The sequence below is a fragment of the Anatilimnocola floriformis genome, from assembly GCF_024256385.1.
Taxonomy (GTDB): domain Bacteria; phylum Planctomycetota; class Planctomycetia; order Pirellulales; family Pirellulaceae; genus Anatilimnocola; species Anatilimnocola floriformis.
This window is the reverse complement of sequence record NZ_JAMLFW010000002.1, coordinates 1,951,409-1,964,319: the sequence shown is the minus strand read 5'-3', so window position 1 is coordinate 1,964,319 and position 12,911 is coordinate 1,951,409. Positions and strand designations below refer to the sequence as shown.

Below are 12,911 nucleotides of genomic sequence, written 5' to 3'. Positions count from 1 at the left end.
GGCCGCGGCGGCCACAATGCAGTGAAGCCTCGGTCCGTTCCTGCGGTAAATGCAGCATGTTCGCCACGATCCGTCATTTGCTTGGGTTGATTCGCTTCAGCCATACCATCTTTGCGCTCCCCTTTGCGCTGCTTGCGGCCATCATGGCGTGGACGACGCGCGTCCCGGCCGGTCTCGTGGTCGATACCAAGTTTCACTGGCAACATTTGCTGGGAATTCTGATTTGCATGGTCGGCGCGCGAAGCGCTGCCATGGCGTTCAATCGCCTGGTCGATCGCGATATCGATGGCAAGAATCCGCGCACGGTGCAGCGGCACATTCCAGCCGGTTTGTTGTCGTTACCGACGGTGATCTGGTTCACGCTGATTTCCTCCGCGATCTTCTGCGCGGGGACTCTGCTGTTTCTGCCGAACTGGTTGCCGATTGTGCTGAGCGCGCCGGTGCTGTTGTTTTTGCTGGGATACAGCTATGCGAAGCGATTCACCTCGCTGGCACATTTTTGGTTGGGTGTCGCTTTGGCGCTGGCGCCGGTTTGTGCCTGGATCGCGATTCGCGGATTGGTTCTGTTGCACCAACCGCTTGATATTTTGCCCGCTGTGCTGCTCGGTCTAGCCGTGCTCGCTTGGGTGAGTGGTTTTGACATCATCTATGCCTGCCAGGATGCCGATTTTGATCGGCAGGCCAAGCTGCACAGTGTGCCGGCTCGGCTTGGTGTGGCGGGGGCTTTGCGATTGGCCGCGGCGTGTCACTTCGTCACGCTCGTGCTCCTCGCGATCTTGCCCTTGCTCTGCCCGCAAATAGGGCTAGGTTGGATCTATGGCAGCGGTGTGTTGGTGGTGGCAGGGTTGCTGACCTACGAACACGCACTCGTCAAACCGGGCGACCTGACGCGCGTGAACGCGGCGTTCTTCAACGTCAACGCGATCATCAGCTTGGGATTGCTCATCGTCGGCACGATTGATCTGCTGATGTAGGGGCTGCAAACTCTCCAGGAAGTTTTCGATGAACGTCTCGCGGATAATGCTCGGCGCTGCGGTTGCGCTGTTTCTTGGTTGCCGACCTTCGCCCCCGCCTGTTGCGCCGGTGAACGAAAGCGCGCAGCCAGTCCCGCCTGCTCAGCCGGCAAACACGCCACCACCAGTTCAGCCGACGCCCACGAAACTGCCAAGCGTCGACAAACCAAAACCGCCGACGCCAGCGACCACGGCTGCGCCGGAAAAGAACTCGCTCCGCGATCTGGCTGCACGACTCATCGAGCCCACCGACAAAGCCGGCTGGCGAATCAGCGAATCAGCCGCGCTCGAGCTCGAACGCCTCGGCCCCGATGCTTCCAAAAAACTGTTGCCACTGCTGGGCGATCCGCTGCTCGAAGTTCGCCGCGGCGCGGCGTTTCATCTCCTCAGTTCGTTCGATCCCGCCGTGCCCGAGCAAGTCACTGCGTTCAAGAAACTGCTAGACGACAAAGATGCCACCGTCCGCAACATCGGCTTCCAAGCCGTGAAGCAACTGCCACAAGCAGAGATCGCCGCGGCCAGCCCGCAGCTGGCAACGCTGCTCGATCCCACACACGAAACCAAAGCCGAAAACCGCGCCGCCGTCGCTCGCCTGGCCGGCACGCTCGGCGCAAAGGGTGCGCCGTTCGCCGATGCTCTGCAAAAGGCCGCCACTAGTGATAGCGACGACCGTGTCCGCGCTGCCGCGATCTTTGCTTACATGCAGGTCGCTGCCTCGCCAGAAACCGCCGTGCCGTTGTTGCAGAAGGCGCTCAAAGATTCCAAGCCCTCCGTTCGCCTTGTCGCGACCGGCCGCTTGCGGAGTCTTGCTACCAAAGCCGAAGCGGCTGCGCCCGACTTGGCCGCGGCGCTCGCCGACGACAGCGAAGACGTCCGCCTCGCCGCTTCCGAAGCCCTTGTTCGCATCGGCCCGCCGGCTCTCACGCCGCTGCGCACCGCGCTCGAAACCGGCAATGCCAACGCCAAGAAGCTCTCGCTGGCTTGTCTCTCCGCCCTCGGGCCGGCCGCGAAGGAAGTGCTGCCAGCCATCGAAAAAGCCCAGGGCGACGCCGACAAAACGATCAGCGACGCCGCTAAAGAACTCGTCAGCCGGTTGAAGTAGTCGCCAGCGATTCCTACTTGGCTGCCTCGACCGTGACCTTGATCGGCTCGGCCGTGACCTTGCTGATCGTGCGGTCATTGCCGGGATAGCGATAGCTAACGCCCAAGGCATATTCGCCCGGCTCGGTCCAGAAAGCCTGCTTGCTCACACCGCGCATGCCGTACGACAGCTTCGCAATCGGAATCTCGAAGGTCGCGCCAGCAGCGATCTCTTGCGGCTTGCCTCCGCGAAACTCGCGCGTCATGGCGATCCGCGGACTGATGCTGATCGCACCCGGTCCTTTCAACTCGAGGTCGAGCCCGCCCGAATCGGCGCCCACCTTGATCGTGATCGGTTTATCGGTGGGATTGGTCAGTTCCAAAATCAAATCGACCGCTGGCGGCATGTAGACTTCGCCGCTCTTGGGATCTGCCAACTTCTTGCGAAAGGCCTCGCCCTGCTGATCGGCAGCCAAGGTGTAGGTGTCCTTTTTGGCGATCAGTTTCGCCGTGAGCGGACTGGCCGCGGGCTCATCGGCGGCCTGCGCGGGAAGGACGATCAGCGCCAGCAAAAACACGAATAGACAACGCCACAACATCGCAAAAGCTCCAGTCAGCGGAAGTGAGAACAGACGGTGATTGTACGCCGACCGGCAGTTTCGACCCACAAATGTATGACGGCTGTGTTGCTGCTGCGGTTTCGGCGCATTGCTGAAAAGCTGACCAGCGTCTTGCGAGAAAAGCGCGCACGTCCTTGGCAAACTTCGCGGCTTGCAGCGCTCGTGTCGAAGCCGCCCTTGACCACGATTTGGAATTTGTCAAATTGTGGACGGAATCTAGTTAACCGCCCGTACAATCCTGCCGTTCTAAAAAGAGACGGCAGTTGTCGCATGTTGGGAACACTGCCAGCTACCGTCGATCTGGTCGAGGCGGCCAGCAAGTGCTGATTAACCCTTGCTGGCAATCAGTTTAAGGCGTTTCTACTGAAATCCGAACGGAATCGGCATCGCACTTGCATAATCAGGAAGCAGATTCGCCAGACTGCCAACCAGCAGTGGCGAAGAAAGCCTCTCCTGCTCGATTGAAGGAGCACCAGCCATGACCAAGCCAACTCCGAAGACTGACAAAGCTCCGCAAACAGCTGCCGCCCGGGCCGCCATCGCCGTGCAAGTAACTGCCGTCGAATACGACACGACGAACCCGGCTTGGGTCGCCTTCGACGCCGCAATCACGGCTCAACTCGCCAATCTGGAAAGCCTCCACACTGGGCTCTCCACGCCGCTGTCGCTGGCCAAGAAGTTCGAAAGCAACCGCCGCTAAACGGCTTGGTTTTGCGTCTTAAGTTCCGAGTTTTGAGACAGGAATGCTCGCACAGACTGCCACTGAGCTAGAGCAAATCATCGCCGCAGCCGAACCTCGGCTGCGGATTCTGCCCGGCGAAATCATCGCCCATCGTCCGGCCGCTGATCGCTGGACCATCCAAGAAGTTCTCGGCCACCTGATCGACTCCGCGGCCAACAATCATCAACGGTTCGTGCGGGCGCAATTTACCGCCGAGCTCGTCTTTCCCAAGTATGAACAAAACCAATGGGTGGCCGCGGCGCAATATCAGGCCGCGCCGTGGCCAGTGCTGGTTGATCTTTGGTCAAGCTACAACCAATTGCTGGCCCACCTCATCCGCCATGCAAACCCCGCAGCCCTGCCGCGAATCTGCATCATCGGGCCGTACGAACCGGTGACACTCGAGTTTCTCATCGCCGACTATGTTGTGCATTTGCGACACCATCTAGAAAAAATCGGCGAACGCGCGGGTGTCGCGTTGCTGCCGCAAAAGTAGCCGCGAGGCGTTTCTCAAGCAGGGGGCAACGTCGCGTTATGACTCCACCGAGCTTGCTCGGTGGAGCACGTGATTGCGGTCACACGGCGAAATCACCCGCTCCACCGACCAAGGTCGGTGGGGGCGAATCCCGCGCCCAATCGCCGAACTAGTGCAAAATCATGGCTCCACTGAGCAAGCTCAGTGGGGGCCGCGGACATCTATCGTCTTACGGCTCGACTGTCGGCGAACGCTCAAACACTTCCGGCAGCTTATCGCCCCGCTTCTTCGCCGCAGCGCGGGTTGTAATCAGGATAATCTGCTTGGCCGGGTCGGCTGGATCGGCCGCAATGACCCAGACGATTTTTTGATCGGGATCGTGTGGCTTGACTTTCGGGATGGGGTTCTCGCGCAGCACGAGAGCCGTGAGGATCTCGGCCACCGTTTGATCGACATAACGCCGTTCGAGGCGATGGTTGACCCTGGTAAAGCCCTCGTTCAGAAAATCCTTGTCTCGAATTTCGATCGCAAAGGTCGGCTCGAACTTTTGCACATCATCGGCCAAGTCGCGAAAAGCGAATTCCTTCGCACCGGTCCCTGCGTTGAAACTGATTTTCTTCGTCAGCACTTTTTCCAAGGGAGTTGGCTCGGCTGACAGAGCACTCCCGGCCAGCCCCAGAACGACGAGCAGCCACAGCGTGCGCTGGATACCAAAGCGAGACACGTGCCAGCTCCTTTCATTGAATGCGAGCAACAAAAATCGCTTGACTACCAGCCACCGAAAATGCACACTTGTCCACTACCGACGACCCCGCTGACCAAGCGTCATGACGAGGCCGGTTCTGGCTGCGCGGTCGGAAAGTCGAATAGAGATAGCAACCACACCGTCATTAGATCGCTATTACATGGTTATAACGACACCACGAGTTCGTCGCACATCGCCCACGAGAGTCGTTATCAGGTGTTATAGACGCTCGCTGCCGATCTACGCTAAGGAACTACCCAGCAATGACTTACGCACGAAACGAAACCATATAACTGGTTATATTATAACCCCGGCGGTTCCTGCCCCAGGCGTTATACGAGTGAAGCCCGTGACTGGCGATTCCAGTCGCGGGCTTCGTGGTCGTGATAATCTCCTAAGCACCCAGGCGATTAGCAGTCGATTAATCCCACCACCAACCATTGCGGGGCAGATCTTTCGGCTGGCTGGTGCGGCGCTCGGCTTTGAGTACGCCGTACTCGTCGGTTTTCACTGCCGCGCTGGTGGCGAGCGAACGGGCATCGACCGTCACGCCGCCGCTGACGCCGGCGACCAGATGTTTGCCGTCGATGACTCGGTGATTGATCACCGAGTCGACCTTGGTCGGCGCGACGTCGAGCTGCGGCTCGTAAGTGCCATCGGGACCAAAGTGGGTCAGGTGCCAATTCACCTTTTCGGGCAACTCATGGCTGCGCACAACGGCGGCGACGAGGGCCAGATCGAAGACATTTCGCAGCTCGGCATAGATCGGATACTTCGCCGCCAGGATCTCGAACTGCCGCGTAAAGCTGGCGGCAAATTCGCTGTTGGCTTCGCTGCTGCGGCCGGTGTGCACGCGGTCGCCCTGCTCGGTGAGCATTTCGTTTTCACTGAGCACTTTCACGCCGGGGCCTTTCAACTCAAAGCCGTCGCGCTCTTTCGTGGCGCTGAGCGCATCGTAGTTGAGTGTGAACCACCAGCGGAGCACGCTCAGGTTGGCGAGATCATCCCGTTTCGGATCGAGGGCTTTCAGATAGCTGGTCACTCCCAACGTCCCTTCTTCGAGCCCCATGCCGACCAGCTTCATGCGGTAATCGGCTTCAACGAGCACGCGAGCGGCGCGGGTTTGCGGATCAATGCCGTACACGACAATGTCTTGCTTCCCGAGTCCGGCGCGGATCTCTTCGAGAAAGTCACCACGCTGCGAAGTCGATTTGATGCCACCTTTTTTGGCCCACCGATCGTTCACTTCCTGCGCCGCAGCCAGGCCCGGCTTGGTCGGATTGATCGAGCAGCCGAATTTCCCTTCCTTACCAAAGGCATTGCGAAAGGCGACGACCAGATCGTCGAGCTGCACAACGGGCTGTTCTTTGACGGTATCGACCCAGCGGCCTTCGAAATCTTGTTTCCAATCGCCGGCCGGACCAGCAATCACGATGTCGCCCGTTTCGGGATAGACGAGCACATACTTGATGCGCTGCAAACCGGCGAGAAGCTTCATCGTTTCATCGGGCGGCAGACCAGCGGCCTGGCGAAGTTGCAGCTCGCGCTCGAGACGATTGAGCGAAATCTTGCGGAGAGCCACGGCCTTGCGCGGGTTGGTGGTCGAGACAATTTTGCTCGCCGAGTGTCGCACGCTTTCGAGTGCGGCATCGGTGCGCGGCGGGATCCGCCGCAAAAGACCGAGCGAATCGACGCGCACGCCGCCATCGAAACCACTGACCGAACCAGGCCCGCCGACGTCTTGCCAGCTGTCGGGTTCGATCGTCGAGGTAATCAAATCGATGAGTGGATCGAAGTCAGCTTTCACGCCACCGCCGCGGCCGAACCAGCGCGAGTTCTTCATTTGTTGCAGCGCGCCGCTGCGAACGACGTCGCTGCCAATGTCGGTGGCTGTCGCCAACGAGCCTTGCTGCGCACCCGCGCGACTTTGCGCAGCGGCGATGTCGCCCAGCAGGCGATCGCGAACACCGGCGTTACCGGCAGCGAGGGCTGCATTTCGCGCGGGGCCGAATTCGCCCGCCGCGAGATGGGCCTGCACTTTGTTTTGAGGATTGCCGTCTTGAGGATTGCCCACAAATTGGGCCGCTGCGTAGGGCTGAAATGCCGAGCCGAGCAGCAAAAAGAGTCCGCCCGCCAACAGTGCGCGAGCGCGCACACGTCGAGCCGCCATAAGAATACCTTTTGTTCCGAAGAGGAGCCCCTACGGAAGATCAGTCTCGCATGCGGTCGGCGCGGCGGTCAAGTTTTATTGCCGAAGATTGCCAAAGCGTCATCCGGCAACGAAAAAAAGCCCCCGCTCCCGAAGGAACGAGGGCTCTCGTGGAGACCAACTGCCCGAGTTTCAAACTGCGAGTTTTCCTCGCTTTTACTGCACCAGCTTCAGCGGCCGATCGGAGGCCACCTTGCTGAAGACCTGTTCCAGCTGCGTTTTTACCTGATCGATCGATTGGCCACCCGGCACGATGAACGAGGCGCCGCCGGTGGTCGTGGCAACGTTGGCCATCAGATCGGTATCGGCGCCAGCACCGACGGTGATGGTCACGACCGGGATCTTGGCCGCCGAGCACAGGGCCGCTTCTTGCAACACCTTGTTCTTATCGGTGGTCGCATTGCCGGTCGGCAAATTGGCTTCGCCGTCGGTCATCAGAATGATGAGCTTGGCCACGCCAACGCGAGCGTTGTTCTGCAGTTCCAAACGTCCCTTGGTCAAACCTGCCGAGATGTTGGTGCTGCCGACGTAGTGCCCCGACTGACGTTGGCGAACCTTGGTCGAAACATTGGTGTAGGTCTTGGTCAGCGATTGTTCGAGCAAAGCCGTGTTGTCGCTCGAGGTGTAGATCGCAAAGCCGACGCGGTCGTCAGTGCTGTTGGTGGTCAGATAAGCGAGGAACGCATCGACAGCATCTTTGAGAGCGGTCAGAGGTTGTTCGCTCGTCTTCCACAGCACCGGCGTTTCGTTGTAACCATCGCGCAGGGCGAGCAGATACGACACGAACGTGATGCCGCCGTACTTGCACCGGTAACCGGCCGAGTTCAGCGTGCTATCCGTCTGCACATAGTCGATGTACTCATCCCACGAGCCAACCGGATAGGGATAGCTGATGGTGTTGAGCTTGAAGTTCGACTTGATCGTGCTGTTGCTGGTGCTGGTCGTGCCGTAAGTAGTTGCCGTGGCTGGCAAGGTTCCAAACGTGGCGCCGAGCTGCGTATACATCTGGGCTAGGTTGGTTTCGATGGCCGATTTGCCAACCAGGCTCATGTTGCGGAATTGGCTGTCGTACGACATCGAGCCCGAGTAATCGAGCACCAGCACGATATCGCGCGGCTGATAGACCGCGATCGATTGTGCGCTGACATCAAAGCTGTTTCGATTCAGAGCTTTGCCGAAGAAGAGCGGCACGCTCGAGAGGGATGTATTGATGCGAATGCCGTTCGGCGTGGTGCTGCCGCCGGGGGTGAAGACGCGAGTGGTGTCGCTCCACACACCAAACTCGATCGCCGCGTTCGAAGTGCCCAGCGTTTGGCCGGCGACTTTATTCTTCGACAAGTAAGCGTTCGCGCGGGTTTGCGCCTCGGTCGTACCATCGACCAGGCCGGAAGCTCCCGCGAGGGCGGCTGCATCGGTGCAGATTTGAATTTCGGTGCGAGCGACAGCGATGTAACCCACATCGACGCCGAAGGCGATCATGGCCATGAACATGGTCATGAGGAAGGCCGTCATGACGACAATTTTTCCGCGACGGTTGCGCCGCGCTACCCGAGAAACGAGATTTCGACGATCGTTAGCAGACATTTTCGATCTCCCCTGCGCTGGACGGCGCTGAATCCGTTGCAGACTTGCTTCACTACAACGTTTCCGAAACCCGTTTGGCAGTAATTCCAGATGAGAAACACAACTGCGGGTGTGGCAGACGTTCTAAGTTGAAACCTATGTCGAATTCAGAACTTTGCCGGAATTCCGCAAAGAACAAGCTAGATTTTCTCAAGCGTTGTGAGAGGAACTTCCGCGTGTCAGTGCGTCATTTCCCCATCAATCGCTACAAACCATCCGCCATCTGTCCGACTGCACCAATTGCCATGACGAAATTCACTTCAAGCCATCTTTGCCGTTGCTCGCTTGGGCTCGTTTTGGCGCTGGTTGCTACACCCGTGTTCGCCCAAGGAAAGACGCCGGCGAAAACTCCGGCCCAGACACAGCACACCCCGGTGAAGGAAGCAGCGAAGGAAACTGAGAAGAAGAAGCCGACTACTGCGCAGCTGCGGACCATGGTCGAACAAACGCTGGCGAAGAATCCTTATTACTCGCCCGGTTTCCTGATTTCCCGCCGCGATGTCGAAACACTGTTCAGCAAACTGCTGACCGACGGCGTGACCGAGCCCGATGATCAAGAAGATCTGGTCGAGACACTGCTTTCGGATTCGTCGTTTCTCGTCGGCCGGCTGAAAACACCGGTGGGCCGGGCGTTTATGAAAAAGATCGCCACCGACAAAACAGCCTACGATCGCCTCGAACGCCTCAGCTGGTCGCCCGATGGCCGCAAGTTGATCGACACCATCATCGCAGCGAAAGATGGCCCGGCCCAACTGCAACAACTGCAGACTGCCGAGCAACTCGCAAAGATCTCGAAGCGTTTGGCCGCCGATCCGCGCACGGCTGATTTTGCCTTGCCGACGAATAAGGCCCACACGGCCGACGAGCTCGTTACGAAACTCGAAGAAGTGCTGGCAGCCAAGCACGCGGCGCAGTAGTTTGCCGCGTTTGGACCGACTAGGCCGGCAATTGCGGAATCACCTGCAGCAGAAATTTCGCCAGACGATCGGCGGCTTTATGCGCTTCGTCGCGTAGTTTCCATAAATCGAGCGCCGCCGACGGCCGCTTCATGAGTGCCTGAATCGCCCGGCCTGCCTGCCGGGCAAAGTTCTTTTCCTGCAACAGCTGCTCGACTTCCTTGGGCAATTCATCCGCGAGCCCGTCGCTGATGATCCGCACGCTGAGAAATTTCGTATTCGCCCGCGCGCATTCCTGTGCGACGGCAAAGGTTTCCATGTCGCAGGCGATCGCGTGGTGCTTTTCGCCGAGCGCCTTTTTTTCGGCAGCCGTGCGAATGATCGAATCGACGGTTACTAGTCGGCCGGTGTGCAGCCGGGGCTGCGGTTGCATGCGGAGCTCGATTTCTAAGTGTTCGCCGGCGGAATTGACCACCGAATTGGCCATCAGCAGATGACCTTTTTGAACTTCGCTCGAAAGCGAACCCGCAAAGCCGGCCGAAATCACCCACTTTGGTTCGTAGGCCCCAATGATTTCGCGAGTTGCCGCCGCGGCCGATTTTTGCCCAACACCACCTTCGGCGATCACGGCCAGGCGGTTGGCAAGCGAGCCGGCATGTTCGATCAGTTCTGGCCGGCGGGTAGTCGCGGCATCTTTCAATTTGTCGACCAGCGGCCCAGCTTCGATGCCGAGGGCAAAAATTACGGCGATTTCGCAACTCAGATCTTCGTCAGCGAGCGATCCCTCGACCACGTCACCAGTTGGTTCGCCCCGCGGCGACGTCACATCGTTGATCGTTTGCCGCACGACTTGTTCGGCAGCATCGCGCAAATAGTTGTTCACCAGCCAGCGTAAGAGCATGAATCAGTCTTTCGCCACATGCGATTCGACAACGGTCGATTTTCGCTGCGGCAGTTGATGCGGAATAATGTTGATGCCCAGCCGACTAAGGCACGTCAGAAAAATGGTCGTCGCGACCACTTCGTCGATATTGCCAACGCCGGGGAGAAAATCGGGAATGAAATCCATCCCCGCCGTAGGATTGGCCAGGTAAATGCCGGCCAAAACCAGGCCGATGACGGAAACTAGGTTGCCAGTCATCGAACTAATCGGCGTGATCGGTTGCGGCGATTGCGGTTCAGCAGTGGTCATTTCAAGTTCCAGATTAGCGGATTCGCCCTAGCGACGGCTGGCGATCCATTTATTGCCGTCGATTTCGAGTTGCGTGAGCTTTTTGCTGTACGCTTCTTCCAGGGCCTGCGTATCGCTGGCCCCCTCGCGCAACTTGCGCGTGAAGCTGAGGAATTTTTTCGGTTCCGCCTGGATAAGAAAAGTCACCATCCCAAAAGTTTGCAGATAATCGGCCGCTTCCCAGGACCGCAAATCGCGTGTCATCTGCTCCGACCAAGGCCGAAGTTGCTTGGCCACGGCCAATTGCCGCAGCTGCGAAACCCAATCGCCGGGAACCGGGGCCGGATTGGCGTTGTAGACCGTATGCCACAAATTCTTCTTGAGCGCGACGTACTCGCTGTACTCCGCATACCCTTCGGCCAACCAAAGAGGCGTTTTTCCGTCGGTTTGCAAACTCAATTGCTTGCGGCCGCCGATGAAAGCGACCCCATGGGCGGGCGGCCGTTGACGAAGAGTGGGCTGATTTTCATAAAAAACCGGGATCAGCGGATGGTCGAAGGCCATCACACTGCGGCCCGACGACCATTGTTCGCCCCGCTGCTCCGGCGTGAAGAGCTTTTCCATCACTTCGCGAAACTTGTTGTACGCCGGCTGCCCCAACAAACTCATCATTTCGTAGTTTTCGGGCCGGCTGCGCGTCAATTCCATAGTGCCGGTGAGGTTTTGCACGTGGGCTGCGTAGTTTTCAAAGCCCTGGCCAACTTCCTTGCATTCTGGCAGAGGCACTTGGGTGTGAACGGTGATATGCCTCGTTTCAATCCGCACTAGCGGCGAGCCGAATTCTTTTTCCCAGGTTTTGTGAGCATCCTGGGCCGTTTTCAACCGAGCGACCTGCTCTTCCACAAGATCCGCGTCTTTTTTGTCCGGCTGACATTTCGGACAGTAGCGATGCGGCACCGCATCGGCAGCTTTGGGAGCCGGCTGACCCTCGATATGAAAATAAGGCTTGCGATTTTGCATCGGCAAAAAGCCAATTCCGCCGCAGTCTTCGCAATCTTTCAGACCTTGAGCGAGGCCGTATTCTCCGCTGGAAACAAAAAACGTCGCCGCCGCGGCGGAAAGCAGCAAATCGCGGCGAGTCAGATGCGCGGAAAACATAAAAACACCCCGGCCAGTAGCTGAGTAGACCCGCATTATGCCGCAGTTGCCCTCGGCAATCCAGAAATTATCGAGGTTTTGACAGTCGCAGCAGCAAATCGATACCGCTGGCTTCGGCGGTCACTGCGAAATCACCGGCCTCAATCCCAGATTTTCTTGCGAGCGAGACCAAATCATCCCGAGTTCGGTAGAGCAGATACCAATTACCGATCCATTCCATGTAGGCCCGCGTCGGATTCCAAGGAGCAAAATTGAAAATCAACGCCTGGCCACCCGGCCGAAGCAGTTGCCAGAAGGTTTTCAGCAACTCGGCTGCGGCTTCGTCTTCGAGATAATCAAAGAATCCCGTGCACACCACGAGATCGGCGCCGGCCAGCTGCTCAAGCAACCTCTTTTTTTTGGGCAGTCGGACCAGATTTTCTGCCAGGCAGTGCAATCTCTCCGGCGAAACGAATGGCAGCAGATTCTTTTCGGCAAGATCGATCGCTGCGGGATCGAGATCCAACAGCCAAAGCTCACTCTCTCGCGGCAAATCGTTTTCGAAGGCAGACACTATTTCCAAGCCAGCGCCGCTACCAATAAATACACATTTTGCCGATCGGCCGCCTTCAATTTCCGACCGCACCAAATCCATCCGATTACGAACAGCTTGCGGCGCTGCCTGGCGGAGAAAATATTGATCGAAAGCACCCCCTAGCGGATCAGCCGTCACGCGATTTTGATAAATCGCACCAAGCATCTCATGATCGCCGGCATATCCGCGCGGCTTTTCGCGCGCTCGCAATTGCAGCCAGCCGTGGCGCAGAATTTCGCCGGCCGAATCCCACATGATTTGCGAAGGTTCGCGGTTTGCCGGCCCCCAAAGATTGGTGCTCGCCAGTTGCACCAGGCCGCGATCGAGAATTGCACCGACATCAAGATTCAATCGCAACCAAGCGGGCAGTTGCTCTTTCCAAAAAAGACCGACTTCCCGCGCGACCTCACGGCCGGCGGTCAACTCGGCAAGAGTTGGTTCTGCATGTGGATCAAATGTGCGCATAAAAAAACCTCTTGCAAGTTTCCTTGCAAGAGGTCTAGTGTTTTAAAAACCCCGGCGATACCTACTTTCGCGTTTGTAGCACTATCATCGGCTCCGAAAGCTTAACTACTGTGTTCGGGATGGGAACAGGTGTGGCCTTTCGGATGTAGTCACCGGGAATG

At 58.1% G+C, this 12,911-nt stretch carries 13 protein-coding genes and 1 rRNA gene; 5 read left to right on the top strand and 9 right to left on the bottom strand.

Translation table 11 applies throughout. The features are described from left to right. The first annotated feature begins 56 nt into the window (after positions 1–56). Both M9Q49_RS32395 and M9Q49_RS32390 read left to right on the top strand, forming a co-directional pair. Positions 57–974 (top strand): UbiA-like polyprenyltransferase, encoded by a 918-nt coding sequence (locus tag M9Q49_RS32395; RefSeq protein WP_254513454.1) that lies wholly within the window; start codon positions 57–59, stop codon positions 972–974. A 28-nt stretch (positions 975–1,002) separates the two neighbouring features. Then, entirely contained in the window at positions 1,003–2,115 is a 1,113-nt protein-coding gene (locus M9Q49_RS32390; protein WP_254513453.1) for a HEAT repeat domain-containing protein, read from the top strand. 13 nt (positions 2,116–2,128) lie between these two features. Here M9Q49_RS32390 and M9Q49_RS32385 read toward each other — a convergent pair whose 3' ends face one another. Continuing rightward, positions 2,129–2,692: a hypothetical protein gene (locus M9Q49_RS32385; RefSeq protein WP_254513452.1), complete on the bottom strand. Its 564-nt coding sequence runs from the start codon at positions 2,690–2,692 to the stop codon at positions 2,129–2,131. Between the two features lie 499 nt (positions 2,693–3,191). On the opposite strand from M9Q49_RS32385, the gene M9Q49_RS32380 reads away from it, so the two are divergent. Next, positions 3,192–3,413, top strand: coding sequence for a hypothetical protein (locus tag M9Q49_RS32380; RefSeq protein WP_254513451.1), 222 nt, complete (start codon positions 3,192–3,194; stop codon positions 3,411–3,413). 43 nt (positions 3,414–3,456) lie between these two features. After that, entirely contained in the window at positions 3,457–3,930 is a 474-nt protein-coding gene (locus tag M9Q49_RS32375) for a DinB family protein (RefSeq protein ID WP_254513450.1), read from the top strand. 208 nt (positions 3,931–4,138) lie between these two features. Here M9Q49_RS32375 and M9Q49_RS32370 read toward each other — a convergent pair whose 3' ends face one another. The 3 genes from M9Q49_RS32370 to M9Q49_RS32360 form a co-directional block, all read right to left on the bottom strand. Next, positions 4,139–4,633 (bottom strand): hypothetical protein, encoded by a 495-nt coding sequence (locus M9Q49_RS32370; protein ID WP_254513449.1) that lies wholly within the window; start codon positions 4,631–4,633, stop codon positions 4,139–4,141. 442 nt (positions 4,634–5,075) lie between these two features. After that, positions 5,076–6,824 carry a DUF1598 domain-containing protein gene (locus tag M9Q49_RS32365; RefSeq protein WP_254513448.1) on the bottom strand — a complete coding sequence of 583 codons (1,749 nt, stop codon included), beginning with the start codon at positions 6,822–6,824 and terminating at the stop codon, positions 5,076–5,078. Between the two features lie 195 nt (positions 6,825–7,019). Next, complete coding sequence (locus M9Q49_RS32360; RefSeq protein ID WP_261365345.1) at positions 7,020–8,447, bottom strand: VWA domain-containing protein; 1,428 nt, start codon at positions 8,445–8,447, stop codon at positions 7,020–7,022. A 356-nt stretch (positions 8,448–8,803) separates the two neighbouring features. Here M9Q49_RS32360 and M9Q49_RS32355 point away from each other — a divergent pair, with 356 nt between their 5' ends. After that, positions 8,804–9,403, top strand: coding sequence for a hypothetical protein (locus M9Q49_RS32355; protein WP_254513446.1), 600 nt, complete (start codon positions 8,804–8,806; stop codon positions 9,401–9,403). A gap of 19 nt (positions 9,404–9,422) precedes the next feature. Here M9Q49_RS32355 and M9Q49_RS32350 read toward each other — a convergent pair whose 3' ends face one another. From M9Q49_RS32350 to rrf, 5 genes are all read right to left on the bottom strand, one after another. Beyond that, entirely contained in the window at positions 9,423–10,283 is an 861-nt protein-coding gene (locus M9Q49_RS32350) for a phosphorylase family protein (RefSeq protein WP_254513445.1), read from the bottom strand. A gap of 3 nt (positions 10,284–10,286) precedes the next feature. After that, positions 10,287–10,574: a DUF1232 domain-containing protein gene (locus tag M9Q49_RS32345; protein WP_254513444.1), complete on the bottom strand. Its 288-nt coding sequence runs from the start codon at positions 10,572–10,574 to the stop codon at positions 10,287–10,289. Positions 10,575–10,601: 27 nt separating this feature from the next. Continuing rightward, positions 10,602–11,711, bottom strand: a complete 1,110-nt coding sequence (locus M9Q49_RS32340) for a hypothetical protein (protein ID WP_254513443.1) — start codon at positions 11,709–11,711, stop codon at positions 10,602–10,604. Between the two features lie 67 nt (positions 11,712–11,778). Continuing rightward, positions 11,779–12,750 (bottom strand): class I SAM-dependent methyltransferase, encoded by a 972-nt coding sequence (locus tag M9Q49_RS32335; RefSeq protein WP_254513442.1) that lies wholly within the window; start codon positions 12,748–12,750, stop codon positions 11,779–11,781. 49 nt (positions 12,751–12,799) lie between these two features. Beyond that, a 5S ribosomal RNA gene (gene rrf, locus M9Q49_RS32330) occupies positions 12,800–12,907 on the bottom strand. Positions 12,908–12,911 lie beyond the last annotated feature (4 nt).